Origin of the sequence: Exiguobacterium sp. s26 (assembly GCF_018618235.1) — a bacterium.
In the GTDB taxonomy this organism is placed as follows: domain Bacteria; phylum Bacillota; class Bacilli; order Exiguobacteriales; family Exiguobacteriaceae; genus Exiguobacterium; species Exiguobacterium chiriqhucha.
In genome coordinates this window covers 53512-68003 of the sequence record NZ_JACSLS010000011.1, presented here as the reverse complement: position 1 = coordinate 68003, position 14492 = coordinate 53512, and the positions used below count along the sequence as shown (strand labels likewise).

The 14492-nt window shown below is 49.3% G+C and carries 18 protein-coding genes; 7 read left to right on the top strand and 11 right to left on the bottom strand.

What is annotated here, in order from left to right:
• Positions 1 to 70 precede the first annotated feature (70 nt).
• From KNP82_RS13545 to KNP82_RS13510, 8 genes are all read right to left on the bottom strand, one after another.
• The gene (locus KNP82_RS13545) at positions 71 to 247 is read right to left on the bottom strand and encodes a hypothetical protein (protein WP_214828440.1); all 177 of its coding nucleotides are present in this window, start codon (positions 245 to 247) and stop codon (positions 71 to 73) included.
• Positions 248 to 267: 20 nt separating this feature from the next.
• Positions 268 to 675 carry a hypothetical protein gene (locus KNP82_RS13540; RefSeq protein WP_214828438.1) on the bottom strand — a complete coding sequence of 136 codons (408 nt, stop codon included), beginning with the start codon at positions 673 to 675 and terminating at the stop codon, positions 268 to 270.
• Positions 676 to 691: 16 nt separating this feature from the next.
• Positions 692 to 934, bottom strand: coding sequence for a hypothetical protein (locus tag KNP82_RS13535; protein WP_012390470.1), 243 nt, complete (start codon positions 932 to 934; stop codon positions 692 to 694).
• Between the two features lie 16 nt (positions 935 to 950).
• The gene (locus tag KNP82_RS13530; RefSeq protein ID WP_214828436.1) at positions 951 to 3314 is read right to left on the bottom strand and encodes a VirD4-like conjugal transfer protein, CD1115 family; all 2364 of its coding nucleotides are present in this window, start codon (positions 3312 to 3314) and stop codon (positions 951 to 953) included.
• Positions 3315 to 3328: 14 nt separating this feature from the next.
• Positions 3329 to 4429: a hypothetical protein gene (locus KNP82_RS13525; RefSeq protein WP_214828434.1), complete on the bottom strand. Its 1101-nt coding sequence runs from the start codon at positions 4427 to 4429 to the stop codon at positions 3329 to 3331.
• Between the two features lie 64 nt (positions 4430 to 4493).
• The gene (locus tag KNP82_RS13520) at positions 4494 to 4718 is read right to left on the bottom strand and encodes a hypothetical protein (RefSeq protein ID WP_012390467.1); all 225 of its coding nucleotides are present in this window, start codon (positions 4716 to 4718) and stop codon (positions 4494 to 4496) included.
• Positions 4719 to 4730: 12 nt separating this feature from the next.
• Positions 4731 to 4913: a hypothetical protein gene (locus KNP82_RS13515; RefSeq protein WP_024127793.1), complete on the bottom strand. Its 183-nt coding sequence runs from the start codon at positions 4911 to 4913 to the stop codon at positions 4731 to 4733.
• 297 nt (positions 4914 to 5210) lie between these two features.
• Positions 5211 to 5699 carry a helix-turn-helix domain-containing protein gene (locus KNP82_RS13510; protein ID WP_214828432.1) on the bottom strand — a complete coding sequence of 163 codons (489 nt, stop codon included), beginning with the start codon at positions 5697 to 5699 and terminating at the stop codon, positions 5211 to 5213.
• 365 nt (positions 5700 to 6064) lie between these two features.
• On the opposite strand from KNP82_RS13510, the gene KNP82_RS15705 reads away from it, so the two are divergent.
• From KNP82_RS15705 to KNP82_RS13495, 3 genes are all read left to right on the top strand, one after another.
• A complete protein-coding gene (locus KNP82_RS15705; RefSeq protein ID WP_353049067.1) occupies positions 6065 to 6256 on the top strand; it encodes a helix-turn-helix domain-containing protein in 192 nt (63 codons plus the stop codon).
• 106 nt (positions 6257 to 6362) lie between these two features.
• The gene (locus tag KNP82_RS13500) at positions 6363 to 6836 is read left to right on the top strand and encodes a hypothetical protein (protein ID WP_214828430.1); all 474 of its coding nucleotides are present in this window, start codon (positions 6363 to 6365) and stop codon (positions 6834 to 6836) included.
• 52 nt (positions 6837 to 6888) lie between these two features.
• Positions 6889 to 7533, top strand: a complete 645-nt coding sequence (locus KNP82_RS13495; RefSeq protein ID WP_214828427.1) for a hypothetical protein — start codon at positions 6889 to 6891, stop codon at positions 7531 to 7533.
• A gap of 67 nt (positions 7534 to 7600) precedes the next feature.
• Here KNP82_RS13495 and KNP82_RS13490 read toward each other — a convergent pair whose 3' ends face one another.
• The 3 genes from KNP82_RS13490 to KNP82_RS13480 are packed head-to-tail and all read right to left on the bottom strand — an operon-like array spanning position 7601 to position 9836.
• On the bottom strand, positions 7601 to 8200 hold the full coding sequence (locus KNP82_RS13490; RefSeq protein WP_214828425.1) for a hypothetical protein: 600 nt from the start codon (positions 8198 to 8200) through the stop codon (positions 7601 to 7603).
• 35 nt (positions 8201 to 8235) lie between these two features.
• Entirely contained in the window at positions 8236 to 9216 is a 981-nt protein-coding gene (locus tag KNP82_RS13485; RefSeq protein ID WP_214828423.1) for a hypothetical protein, read from the bottom strand.
• Between the two features lie 23 nt (positions 9217 to 9239).
• On the bottom strand, positions 9240 to 9836 hold the full coding sequence (locus KNP82_RS13480; RefSeq protein ID WP_214828421.1) for a hypothetical protein: 597 nt from the start codon (positions 9834 to 9836) through the stop codon (positions 9240 to 9242).
• A 555-nt stretch (positions 9837 to 10391) separates the two neighbouring features.
• Here KNP82_RS13480 and KNP82_RS13475 point away from each other — a divergent pair.
• The 4 genes from KNP82_RS13475 to KNP82_RS13460 all read left to right on the top strand — a co-directional run bounded on the left by KNP82_RS13475 (position 10392) and on the right by KNP82_RS13460 (position 14240).
• Positions 10392 to 11684, top strand: a complete 1293-nt coding sequence (locus KNP82_RS13475; RefSeq protein ID WP_214828419.1) for a hypothetical protein — start codon at positions 10392 to 10394, stop codon at positions 11682 to 11684.
• 42 nt (positions 11685 to 11726) lie between these two features.
• Positions 11727 to 12317 carry a tetratricopeptide repeat protein gene (locus tag KNP82_RS13470; protein WP_214828417.1) on the top strand — a complete coding sequence of 197 codons (591 nt, stop codon included), beginning with the start codon at positions 11727 to 11729 and terminating at the stop codon, positions 12315 to 12317.
• Between the two features lie 46 nt (positions 12318 to 12363).
• Positions 12364 to 12894, top strand: coding sequence for a zinc ribbon domain-containing protein (locus KNP82_RS13465; protein ID WP_214828415.1), 531 nt, complete (start codon positions 12364 to 12366; stop codon positions 12892 to 12894).
• Between the two features lie 320 nt (positions 12895 to 13214).
• Positions 13215 to 14240 carry a tyrosine-type recombinase/integrase gene (locus KNP82_RS13460; RefSeq protein ID WP_214828413.1) on the top strand — a complete coding sequence of 342 codons (1026 nt, stop codon included), beginning with the start codon at positions 13215 to 13217 and terminating at the stop codon, positions 14238 to 14240.
• Positions 14241 to 14492: the final 252 nt, after the last annotated feature.

Here is a 14492-nt window from a genome sequence, read left to right as displayed (position 1 = left end):
GAATAGGTTCATTATATCGATTCGATCGCACGCAAAAAACCCTGAATGAGCACTTTTTATCAAGTGTCTATCATTCAGGGTTCAGTTCAAATATGCTGTCAGTCACTTTTTCAAGTCCATCAATTAATACTGCTAAGCCACGTATTAAAATCCAACCCATTGAGCGGAGGGCATCCAGTACCAATGTACTGAGACTAAGGATATCAGTGAACTCTTGTAGCTTGTTTACGATTTCGTTATCACCCATAGAATCCCTCCATTCAGAGGCTATTTAATGAAATTAGTGACTTGATCCTTTAATTCATCTTCTGTAAGGGCAGATACATTTAATTCACGACTGATTTCACCGTCAGTCATCTCGTACAATCTGCCACCTTTGAGTTCAGGATGTTCTTGGGTAGAACGTTCTTCAAAATCTTCCCCATTAGGCTGAAACGGATTGAATAAGAGAACGTCTTTCTTTTTTTCCGTGGCGACTTCTCGCACAGTATCAACGTAAGCCCCTTCATTACCTTGACTATCGCTGTCTACAAGAACGTATGCACTTTCTTGCTCAGTTTTAATATCTGCAATTTCTTCGACAGAAGTCGTAGAAAGATAATTCGAACTTTCGGTACCACACGATGCTAAAAGTAACGAACTTCCGAGTAGGACACCAATCAAGATTTTCCTCATAACGTTTACCCCTCCGTCAGACGATTTTCCCCTTCAATAGATCCGCGACTTTTAAATTGACGCGGAAGTCGAACTTATCTATTAGTGTAACAGTTTTTGGGGTGTCTGAGGTGTCGTCCTGATAGACGGTCAGAAAGCCATCGGTCGTCTGGATATTGAGCACGTCGCCCCGTTCGAGGCGGACGCGTTGCGTCTCGATGATCCTCGCGACGACGCGCAATTCGTTCTGGATTCGCTTCTCTCTCGCACTCTCGGCCATGAATTCGGCCTCCTCTCTACGGTGTGCCTTGCTTCAGTTTCTCGAGTCGTTTCGCGATCATTGTGCTCAAAAAGCTCTTCTGGCTGTCGGTGACATCGTAAACGCCTAGGTTCAGGTTCGTATCGAACTCGGGGAGGGACATCCCACCGATGTCATGTCCTTCGAACATCGAGCGGAGGATGCTGTCCTGCAACACATCTCGTACCGTCAAGGACTTATCTTCCTGATTCGATGGAATATTGATATCCGTTTCGTCTTCTTGCTTCGCGAAACGGATACGGATCTGTTCGAAGTCGAGCCCGGCGTGACGGCATGGGATGTCGATGTCATGCAGGGAGCGATTTATGTTAAAATCGTCCGCCAAGTACTCGTAGCGGTACTTCATCGCCGTCCTGCCGTTCAGGAAGATGGGATACGACTGGATACGTCGTTTCTTCGTGTCCTGACGCTTGATGACACGAATGATGAGCATCTCACCTTCTTTGAGTCCCATGACCTCGGTCGCTGTCATGAGCCGGCGACCGTCCACGTTCTCCGTCTTCGATTTTTTGAGTGAGAACGTCTGACCAGACCGGGATTTCGTGACGATGGTCGCCTCACCGAGCTTCTTCGAGATCAGTTCGGCGGTCGATTCGTCCGCGGTCAACAGATAGTGCGTATTCCCACAGTTGCCATCGATTGTCTTCCAATCCTCACCGTACAGGTTCTCGAGTTGAGAGTAGGCCTGGATGACGAGATTGAAGCGCATGTTCCGGCCGAGACAGACCGTGATGATGTTGGCCATGCCCTCGATCGGCGGCATGTTGCCGAACTCATCGAGTAAGAAGACGACTTGGCGCTCGCATTTGCCTTGTTTCGTCTGCGAGGCGACCCGGGCGAGCGACGTGTATACCTGTTTGACGTAGAGCGACGCGATGACGTTGAATGTCGGGTCATAGTCCGGGACGATGAGGAACACCGCCACGGGACGGAGCTGGTGCATCACCTCACGGATCTGTATCATCCCGTCGATTACGTAGTGCAACCGTCCACTCTCCTCGTCATGCGCTTCCAGCTGGATTGTCGAAGTGCTTGAGTCGGTTGAGATCTGAACGACGTCTCCAATTTGAAGTGGCGACGTATGGTATACGATGAAGCTGCCGTCGTCGTCCGTCGTGAGCGCATGGGTCATCCCGTCGGGGAATCTGACCGTGAGCCGTGTCAAAGGCTCGCTCCGTCCGCTGATCCAGCGGTTGAATCCGATGCGTCGCATGTCGAGCGAGTTCATCGACGTCAGCTTTCCGGTCCCGTTCAACGTGAAGATGCCGAGCTTCGCATTCGTATTGGCAAAGATACTTGCTCGTGTCTGGCCACCGGAGAAGTGGAGCGTCGCGAACTGAAGCCGGGCCGGGTGGTTCTCCGGGAAGCGCTGAAAGAACTCGTCCAGTGCGGAGATCTCCTGTCCTTGTCGCGTCACCACCGTCCGTGATCCTAAATCCGAGAGCATGAGGGCGACGTTGTACATGTTGATCTTCTCCGGTGTGTCCTTCGCCTCCTCACAGAGCCCGAGGATGAGCGCCGTACACAGGTCGATTGACGAGTTGGCCCAGAACGGGTCCCGTGCCTTCGGGTCATGGTACAACATGAACGCGACCGAACGCGCATACTGTTGGGCGAGCGAATAGTTCTCTTCGAGAAATGCGTCAATCGTCAGCTGCAGCAGGTTATACGACATCGACTGGAGCGGGTTCATCAGGTTCAACACCTCGACCTGATAGCCGCGTTTCTCGAGCGTCTCCTTCGAAGCGGCAAAGAGCTCACCTTTCGGGTCATTGATGATCAGACTCGCCTGGTCGCTTGCACGGCTGTACAGGTCGATTGTCGAGAAGACGAACGTCTCGCCTTTCCCTGAGCGGGTCGTCCCGATGACGAGGTTGTTGACGGGCGAGTCATCGATGAACAGCTCGTTCTTGACCCGTCCGACGGGGACACCACCTGATCCTTTATATTGTTTCTTCCGGTCCGGGACGCGACGATACTGTTGCTTCAGTTCATCGAATGAGGTGAAGCGGGCGCTCCCTTTCTGATCTTTCCGCAGGTCCCGGAAGTTCAGCCACACCTTGCCGAACACGACCAGTCCGATGAGCAGACTGAACGCCATCAGTCCGATCAAGACGGTCGAAGAGGGAAGACTCACCTCCAAGAACAAGGAGGGGGAGAGCGTCGGAATCGTCGCCCCGGCCAACAGCCCGTCTTGTACGATTGGGGTCATGGTTTGTCGAATGATGTTGTAGACCCCGTTCAGCAGATAAAAAATCCCGGCCGGCAGACCTAACAGGCAGAACAGGGCGGGGAAGATCAGACGTATCGGGAATCGTGTTGATAGAGACTGAGTTCTCAATTATTTCACCTACCTTAATCTGAATAAAGAATCGTATCTAGGTTAACTTCTTCAGCAGCGATAGCGGCTTGAATCTTCTCACGGGCCGAAGTGTCCTTACTAGAGGTCTTCTTCAATTTTTCGTTCAGTTCGTTGATAGTAGCCGTGATGTCTTGATAGGTGTCGACTTTTTCTTGAACGGCAGAATTGTTCGTTTTGGACGCCCAATCGTTCGCAGCCTCGATGTCCTTGAGAAAGAGATAAGCGGTCACTTTCGCGGAGATACGGGGAGCAGTCCATTCAACATTTTCCGTTTTGGCCACGGTCTCATGATCACGTTCCAGTGTGGCGATATCGAACGCACCCTCATCGGTCGGATGTGATGCTTGGAACTTCTGGATCCGTTCCAATTTCTCTTTACCGGATAGGTCGAGCCCGCCCAGCTTCGTCTCGATCAGGATGGGATCATCCGTGAGCTCGAGCGCTTTCTGGTCTTCTCCTTCCGCCAGATAGAGGTCGATCAATAGGGCATCCTCTTCCTCTGACCGGTCTTTCCGTTCTAGTAAATCGATTAGTGAGGATTCCTCACCTTGGAGCGCCTGTTCGTAAGCATTCAGCCACGTCTGTTCACCACCGATCCCCTGTTCGGCGTGTGCCGCTTTATCGATGACCCATTGCGCGGCAGTGAAAAGTGAGGTGAATAGAATCCCGGCCGTGGCCGCCCCGTAGATAAGGCGGCGCTGTAGTCGGGTCAGGCTTGATTGATAGGTCGACGATACAATCGGATTCGATTTAGCGGACGGGCGCTTATAGTCGTCCGGTGTCTCGGACTCGATTTCGTCGAGGAGCCACATCTTCTTCGAATTGTCCTCTTTCTTCGTCCGGATCCGTTGTACCCGGTCTTGCACTTGATGATACAGGTTCGGATACGTTCCTTCGGTCCCGAACGTGAACGTTCCCCGATAGAGCAGCTCATCTTTCTGGTCAAAGAGCCGAAAGTCACCGGAACAGCTCGCCCCTTCCTCGCTAAGGGCCTGATGCAGATCATGTGTTGCCACGACTGCCTCGGCAAAGGTGAGCCGCTCATAGTTCTGGATCCGTGTGTCCGGCACGTCGGTGAATCGTACAAACAGCATCTCGTTCCTCCTCTCGTTTCAAGCAACAAAAAAAGCCTTCCGATTGGAACGCTACGTGTGTTCATTAGAATTTTATGTTCTGGTCAACCATCTCGGCGAGTGTGAACGCGCCCATGACGATGATCAGGCCGACGGCGCCCCCGACAAGCCAACCGACGGCCTTCGAGCGGCCACGATCCCCGCCGAAGATGAAGTAGAAGCCCCCGATCGCGAAGGCGATGGCCGCGGCGATGACGGCGAGTCCCTGAAAGAACTGAAGCAAGCTGAGCCCTGTCTCATTGAGTCCCATGTCGTTCCCTCCTTAGTCCTGGTGCGTCGGCGACTTGAAGCTGAGCTTCGCCTCGAGCGCCTCCAAAATGAGTTCCTGGTTATCCTGGATGACCTGTTGATGCTGTTCGTCGAGCCACTCCTCATAGTCCTTCCCACGTATGCGTAAAAGTTTCTCGGCGAAGCTACGGTTCTGTTTCTGTTCTTTTGATGCCACAATACACACTTCCTTCCTAGATCTCTTGATGTGCAGCAGCACATCATTAAGGACAGTCGGATTCGGTGCGGTGGGTTTCTAGCCGTTCCCCCACGAACTCCGCCCCTCGTGAATCTAAGGAGCTGTACAGGGTTTTTCGATGACCCGGAACGATGCGGTGACCTTGTGGCGAGTTTTAGGCGACTCTCGCCGAACCATCTGTGCGTAGATCCCGCCCACCCGGTCACTGGTGAGGGACACGCCGATATGTGATTGGAGGAGACCATCCTTAAGGATGTGCTGCTGCGTCGATGTGGGTTACAGTCGGATTCGCTTTCGTTTCTTGACATGGATGAGCTCGTCATCCGGGTTCTTGCGCTTGGCGAGCACGTGGGCGTCACAGACGACCGTACGGATTCGATAGTAGAGTTGCGTCAACTGGACCGTCTCGCCGCTCCCTTTATCGATGCCGATGAAGCCATGCAGCTCATATGTCTTCCCGTCGAACGTGCGGACCGAGTCGGCCTGCGGCAATTCCTGCAGGTCGAACCGACGTCGCTCGAGCTTCGTGACGGAACGTTTCGCCCCGTATCCGAAGTCGATGGCGTCCCATGGGACCGTCGCGAGCGTATGCCCGAACGCGCGGGCCAGATGATCGATGTCCGCGATTGACGGCACCGAACGGTTCTGCTCATATTGGCTGATGGCGGGCTGTGAGATCTCTCCGAATGTCTTCTCCGATAGTTCGACCTGCGACCAGCCCGAGAGCCGGCGGTTCTCCTTCAACCACTCCCCGAATCGATACATAAGCCTTCCCCTTTCTGTAGACCAGAGCGACGACCATACAGATGTTTCCTTTTGTTGGTTCCAATATAGCAGGGAAAGGAATAAAAATCATCAGTTTTCTGATATGTCAGAAATTTTACAATTGCCGATTTCTGTCGAATCTGCCCTATATAAGGGTTTATAGGCAACAGTTATTCAATATTTTTTGTTTTGTATCACAACTGTAAAAAAATAACGGGGCGATGATAGAAGATAAGGATTGATATTTTGATTTCAAGGGATTGGCTTGGGGTAGAGGAGTAGAAGGATTCATAAAGAATAAGTATGAGAGAGTACTTTGATCGTGGGGTGAGCAAGTGGAACTGAACAGGGCAATCGTAGAGCGGATGAAGGAGCTCGCGGCAGAGCATAATATGACAATCCATCAAGTCATTCAGAAAGGTGGATTGAACCAAGCGACAATCTCCGAACTGATGAGTGGTCGTACGAAACATCCCAAAATAAGCACGATACAGAAGTTTTGTGATGGCTTACAGATACCCATCAATCACTTTTTTGACGATGACAAGTTCAGGTAGGAGACAATGCGATATGATTCAAAAAAGTCGATGGAAGGCGTGTTGTATTGACCGATATTCATCGGACTTCGAGTTGAATAGTTGATTCAAGAGGGGGATGGCTGTCATGGAGGATGAAATCAGGGCAAGTCTAATCGAGTTAAAATTATTACCCATACAGGAAGGTCATTGGAAAAAGATCGACTTCTGTCTATGCTCTGACTCAACAAGGGAGAAATATGATGAAGCAAAACGAAAAATACGCATCCATGTTCCTGATAAGACAAAAGGTATCTATGTATTGATGAAAGACACGGAGGTGCTATACATAGGAGAGAGCGGTAGCAGCATCCAGAGAAGAATGATTCGCCATATCGACAAGATTTATTCTCGTAAGGATGACCGGTCTCAATTTTTCAAACAACGTCAACACCAGGGCGACCTCTCTTATTATCACTTCGAGTTGTCATCCCTACCTTCCGTGCACCGAAAGCTCATCGAAGAGTCGATGAGCATCGTAATCAAGCCGTCATATCTGATTTGGACATCCCGATTCAAGCTGCAACAATTAAATAAGCTTCTCATGGCAGATGTTCAATGATGGGTAAGAATTCCACATCATTTACACCCCAAAGAGACTAGGAGACACATCCATGTCAATCAATCAACGATTAAACGACTTATACGTAACTTGGCGACAAAATCATCCCGGCCATTTCGTGGGAGGTGGCGTCATCGACGAGGGGCGATACAGTTCAACCGACGTCAAACTCTTGTTCCTACTCAAAGAAGTGAATGACCGGGACCAATCAGAAGACTGGTCACTTGTCGATTTCATCCATCGTCAGCCCGAGGACACAAGGTACCATCTCACTTTCGAAATCATAGGGCTTTGGAGCTTCGGACTCATGAACGGGCTCCCATGCTACCAACAACTCCTCCACTCAAAAGAGAAACATGTCAGAGAAGGATTGAGCGGCATCTCCATCACCAATCTTAAAAAGACCGGTGGGACAGGGGGGAGCGAAATCGATGAGATTCGAAGGCACGCCTTGGATACGAAGAACCTATGGACTGAGGAGATTAAAATCATGAACCCAGACGTGGTCGTCTGCGGGGGGACATTCACAATCGTTCAAGAAATCCTTGGATTCACCCCCGTGGTCACTTCTTCTGGTACGAGAGTCGGCCATTGCCTAAATACGACCTTCGTCGATTTCTATCATCCGAGGTATCGAATCAGCCCAAAAGTTCTCTATGCATACTTTAAAGAGACCTTTCGGTCACTAGGGTACTGATCGCATATGAAAAGTCGAGCGCCCACTGGGCGCTCGACTTTTCATATGCGATGACTCGGTGCTGTAATCATAATGAGCTTAAATCTCGGACGAAAACCGCGAAGACGAAACCAGAAATCGGATCCCCGTCATAGGTGGTCGTTGTGACATAGTACCACATGCCATCGTCTGAGGTCGCATGGACCATGACTGAATACCCTGGCGTAAGCTCCGTGATAGAGTTATCCTGGTCGGTGAACGAGTCATAGACAGGAAGGTTTTCGTCGGAGGTGATCAATGCATCGAACGGCTCGAGATCTGACATCTGCTCCCGCTGAGCAGCAGTAGGTTCATGCGTTGCCGCTACCGGTGATGGCAGCTCGGGATTCCCTGGCAAAGGTATCTCGGAATCGATAGGTGCGTCTTCCGGAATCTCGGTGACGGTGGAACCGGCTGTCTCCAGCTTCTCTATCTCCTTACCTAGTCGGTCGATTTCCTCATCTTTATTCTTGAGTAGGGTTTCCGAGTCCGACAATCGTTTCTTTGCCTCGCCCAACTCCTCTTTCAAGGCTTCGTGTTCTGTCTCAAGTGTCTTGAACGCCTGGTCATCCCCATCGTTCGAGCAACCGGCCATCAATAGCACCGGTACCATCAAAGCGATTTTTCTGAAATGTCGTTTTCTCGTCATGCTCATACAGCTCCTTGCTTTTTTGATTGATTTTTTTAGTGGCCCCTGCTTCTAGCTTTTTCAAGCTCATTTTGGACCAAGTCCCCCCACATATGGTTCATCGAGACTTTCAGCAATCGATCGAACTCATCTTCAGCTGCCATCCTGTTCCCCAGCCAGAGATTGGCCTGTCCTTTACGAAACAGGTCATACTCGCGGGTCATGGTCCTCTGTGAAGTCTCACTCAAGCGACTCGTCAACACTTCGGCCAGATGAGAAGAACCGCTCTGCTTTTCACCTGAACGTCCTATCAGCGCCATCCCTAGATCGAGATGTAGATTCATTTTATGGTCCAAATACCGTTCCATCGGATAGTGCTCGTCTTGCACACGCCTCTGCTCGATGAGGGCCATGGCCTCTCTCTTTAAAGCGACATAAGAGGCGTAGTCTTGGCCGGAATCCAGATATAACCTGGACATGTGCTCGAGCAAAAAATAGCGATACTCCGTCCGGAGCGGACCTTCGAGACGTATCTGATAGTCATGCATTTCCTTGAGGATCATCTCATACGGTACACTCTGGTTGAAATGTTTGTATAGCGAAATCAAAAGACTCGCCTTATTGATGAGTGCGTAGTATAGTGTCTTGCCATCGTCCGGCCCATTCTCCTGCCATGACTTTAACGCCGAGTCAAAGAACGCGAGGGAGAGTTCGAACATGCCCTGTTCCCAGGCGAGGATACCCGAGCGCACCTCCTGTCCGACCTCCTGCTCAAACTCCAATGGTGATGTGGGTGTTGTCTCGAGTCGAGTCGAGATAGGTCCCGTTGGATGCATGTCCCCACTCCCACGGGTTCCCGAAATGAGATAATATTCCGCAGCTGCCCGGCCCCTGTCATCTGCCCCCGGTTCGAGGGAATGGCGTTGCAACTCCGACTCGTCAGCATGGAACAGTTGGAGGACATGGCTCTCAAATGGTCCCTTTATCGCATCGAGCTCATGTTGGATGGGCAACAACATCAGTCTGGCATCGCTCATAAACTACCTCCTCTCTCAGTGCTTTATGAGTTCCACTCTCGGTCCGCGACCCACCAAAGGACAGGGTCAATCACATGACGTTGTCCCTTGATCATGAAGAGTGTGTCCGACTTCGACGCCTCGTCACCGACCCTAAATATTTCCGCCAAATCGCCTTCATCCAGCCTCTTCAGGTCCATTTCCCATTCGGTGGTAGGCATGCCATCGCGATGCATGTCCATATATCGTCGGGAGTCAGACGTTTCATCCAGTCCCCGCAGCAGAATCATGCTCAAATCTGCTGTACCGTCCTCTGACGAAATACTCACATAATATTCTTCCGCCTGTCCCAGTCGCCGAATCCCTTCCTTGGAAAACGCCATCTCATCATTTTCGACTCCTACATGGGCGACTATCCCAAACGTCTTAAGGTACTCGACTTCCGTAGGCCCCGGCCTTGCGCCTGTCTCATAGAGTGCATGATAGATGGAACCGAGAAGGTTGCCCTCGATGTTGTCGAGGTTTCTTAAGATTGTTTGGGCAAGTCGTATCGCCACACTCGGAAACCCGCCCCCTCTGTAATAGGCATTTGCAACCGTCTCACCTTGAGACGTGATGTCGATGATCAGTCTTTCAGACATCGATTCTCCTCCTTGCTCGATATGTTATTTGAACCTTTTGGGTGCAGATAGGATGTACGCAGCATCGTTCATGATTTTAGGAGGCGCATGTTCTTTATCATCGTCATCTTTCTTCTGCGTGACCCGTATTTCATGTCTTTCCTCACAATGTTTACCAAATTCCTCAGACTCATCATGACATAGACTTTGTGATGACGTTTCGATTCGGAATCTTTAACGAACAGGGTGCTTGACCTTCCGGCGAGAACCTCATATCTTTCGAAACCGAGCTGAAGATTCGGCCGATCCCGGAAGACGTTCTCTTCTTTCATGCCATATTCGAACGCGTACGCGATAAACATTTGAGAGATTTCACTCCTCTTTTGTTTTAAAGTGGACCTCCATCTGGAGGAGGGAAGAAGCGTTTGACACCAATATGTAAATCTTTATTAAACATGTAAATATTATAACAGCATATTTGATAATTAAATATTTTTTGGGATTTTATATAATTTAATTGGGTGAGATGCTAACATATAATCATTGAATAAAATTGTGGAATGAGGTCTTTGAATAGTGTACGAAGATGAAGAAGATTTCTATGATGATGATTTTGAAGAAGACTTTGACGAAGATTTCGAACCGGACCCAGAAAATTCATTTTCCCTCAAAAATGAAGTCCTTTGTCTGATAGAGGAATACGATATCGCTTATCGAAGTCAAGAGGATACCCAACGATTTTTATCCGAGTGCATCGCCGATATTTGTAATTTCACATATCTCAAAGAAACGGAAATCATACTTAAAATTTATGAGCAGGCCATGACCTACGTCTCCCCATTCATAGCGAATAGGATAATAGCTGAGAGCTTCCTGTTCTTGTTCAACCACGAAAAGACGTCATTGACCTCGTATCCCAATCTGGAGGATTGGGAGGAGGAACTTTTGGTAAGCAGATATATTGGCCTGTTGAGGAGCAGCCTGGCTCAAGATTTGTCAAAGCAAATGTCAGCCTCTCATAACGGGAGATACATTCTTGTTATCATCGAAGACCTTTTGTCCTGGATTGAAAAGATAGAGGGACGGAAAAGAGTATATCGATCCAGTGTAGATCGGGGCGCGTCAGTGAGCAGGGAGGACGATGACTGGTCCATGGAGGACATGGAAGAAGCATTGTACTGGATTGCCGCAGGCGAAGGGGAGGTGGATCCGTCCGAAGAGAGGACGACATCTTATTCAGGATTTTACGAGGAATATGAGGAAGTCTCCTTTCACGACGACTATCGAAACGATCTAAAATTCTCTGCTGGTACACTGAGACTTTACTTCGACCTCATCATAGATTCTCCAGATATCGAGATCGACTCCAAAGAGCTTGCCCTCACGACCTTCATGAGAAGACTCAATGGCCTCGTGGATAATCTATCTCTGTCAGATGCCATGGTAGCGTTCAGAGACAGGCTGTCCAACGAGAGCACCCAATTGGCGTCTACTTTGTCGCCGGACTCGGACCTTCGATTCATGAATGTTGTCAGCGGCTATGGTCCCGTCCAGTTGGCAATCGAAATAGATGGGCTATATGAGTCATTGTCCCAAAAGCATAACCATGAGGCGGCCCTCGGCATGAACGGCGCCTTGAGCTTAATAGGGGCGGTTCTGTTGGCGGATTATGATGACTCAATCCAAGAATTTGTGATATTCGGGATCGAACAGGTGTTCAATCAGAACTGGGAGTCTAAGACTTTTGAAGGCTTTATCACGGCCATCGTCCGTGATAGGAGCAGCATATCTATCGACTGTTGGGAAGAGGTATCGATGACCCTCCGACAGAGACACTCTTGGATACGCACTCATAAAATCGCACGATGAAATGAGACCAAACAAAAAAATCTAGAGATGTGAGGTGGAAAAATGAGCTTATTTGATATGTTCTCTTCCAATAAGGACAACGGGAAAAGTGTCGAGGAACTGATCAGACTGGGATACACTGCTCATCAGAACAAGGAAAAATTTGAGGCCATCAAGTCTCTCGAGGAAGCATTAAAAAAAATCGATGCCCACAGCCCGAAACACATACTTAACGAGCTCTTCAATATAAAGTTGTTCCTAGGGGTGAACCACAAGAGGGCAGGTAACTACCAGAAGGCCTATTCCTACTACCTGGACATCCTGAAGCTCGTTCAGCATCCGGACGACGCCTGCGAGGCGCACAACGCCATGGGAAAAATCAGTTATCTGTCGGGGCGCCGTGATGAGGCCATCCGTCATTATCTGTCCGCCCTCGAGAATGCAAATGATGAGAACATCAAGATGAACCTCCTGCACCATCTGGGTCATGCGGTCCTTGACCTGGGTGATGCCCGGCACATCCCTGTGGCACTTAAACCGCAGATTGTGGAGTATAGGAAGTCCATCAACGGCGAGGCACACAACTATGACTCGCAACTGGTCCAACCCTATGTGCAGCACGGCCTGGAGGCCATCAACCCGAACCGCAGGTGACATTGAATACATTCATACCAACATTATCATTAAAAGGTGGAAACTTATGTTGCAGACTAATTGTACGAAATGTGACCTCATGCTCGAAGAGGGTTTTAATTTTTGTCCGAAATGCGGACAAAAGATTTTTAGCGAGGATGAGATACCGGGGGATATCCTCACCCACAAGTCGGTGATTCAAAAAACGAGATATGTGATGTGGGCTTTGTTCGTCATCCTCAGCCTTTGGATATGGGGACACGCGACGTTCCTGTTGGAATCATATGACAGGGGAATCCTAGGTTATGAGTCCGAGGGAGTGAGGCAATTCCTGCCCTTCTATATCATGTTTGCGCTTATGTTGACGTTCGCGATTGCCGTTGTTATCACCAAGAGCAGACTGTGGGCAATTCCTGTACTGCTGTCCTTTATCTGTTTCGTCAAATTCGGGTATGGGCTCGACAGCTATTATTATGAACAAGCTGCGCTTGACCACTATCAGGGAATCGCTGCCGCTTACTTCATGTTGACAGCTATAGGTCTGTTCGCACCTATGCGGATGGCCTATAACAGGTCCCAGGCCGCAAAATCTTCATGAAAAGACCCCCTGAACCGGGTTTAACGGATTCAGGGGGTCTTCTACATTATTTCACCAGGCAATCCTTCAGGAACACGGCCGGTCAAAATAATTTCATTTTTAGGCATTCAAATTAACTTGTGATAATATGGGGTTATCACAAGTTAATGGATTTTAATAATTATCTATACAATAAAATGTAATACATTTATTACAAACGATATTAAATCTATTTATATTGTATTTAATATTTAATTACGTATGTAATACGTTCAATCACACCTTTATGAATAGCGAATGATGAGTATAACGGTGAATTCGAATCGAAAAGAGGGAGAAGCATGAAAATCGAGAAGAAACGTCAGGAATTCGAACTGGCTTTGAGAGAGTTGACCGGGGCGAACCCGAAACTGGCCGAGGCGTTGAAAGGTGACCACATCAATCTCGAGACGTTAAACGACCTGGAAATCATCGAGCTGTTCTGGGCGACGGAGCTGTTCCCGATCTATGCGGAGAAGAGCCCCCACACGCGCCGCGCCTACAAGCAGGACCTCGAATTCGTGCTCGGTTTCGTGATGACGAATACCGACGGCCTGAAGCGTCTGACCGTGCTCGACGTACATCGCTATCTGTTCGAGGTGAACGCGCGGTACGCGCCAAGGAGCGCCAAGCGGAAGAACAACATGCTGAAGAGACTCCTGACCTACCTACATGTCAACCATTACCATCTACACAACCTGGCCTTCCACGTGAAGAACCAGAAGCGTCCCGAGCCGCTCCGTCGCGAGGTCGACTTCGACGAGGTCGAGCGGATCGCCGAGTCGTTCCGCCATACCGTCAAAAGGGCACAGAAAAAGGAGCTCATGGAGCTCCGGAACGAGACAATCGGCTATCTGCTGCTGACGACGGGGATGCGGGCAGCCGAGCTGTTATCGGTCAGATTCACCGACATGAAACGGAATCAGCACACCTTCTACCTCGAGGTGAAAGGGAAGCGCGACAAGTGGCGCCGGATCCCGCTCACCGAGAAGGCGAGCTATCTCATCAACCGCTTACAGACGCTCATGATGATCGAGGAGGTCACCTCTCCCTTTATCGCTTTCAGTACGAAAAAGCTAGATAAAGCGATGACGTACGAGGCGCTCCGTTTGATGACACACAACGCGGTCGAGCATGTGGAGACCGAGGAAAAGACACCACCTCATTGGTTCCGTCGCGCCTATATCACCAAACTCTTGGCCAATGGCAGCCCGTTGATCGGGGTCATGCAGTTGGTGGGCCACGAATCGATAAACACGACAAATGGCTATTTACAAACTCTTAACCGGACTTCCAACATATCGAACTCCGACTTGCCATTTGAATGATTTTGTATACTTCTTTAATATGATAAAGAAAGAGAATGGTATACTTTGTATATTCAGAATCACCATTGACTTCCGTGAAGATGTGTCGTCAAGAAGGTCCCGATGAAAAAACGAATCAACCCTAGCCGCTCCGCTGCAAGGTTGATTTCCATGGTATAGCAATTCGTCAATTTGTTTCTCTTCATACCGTCAAATGAATCGTTACAGTCTTCCATTTACCTTAATAGTCCAATTTTAAATTTAATGATCACC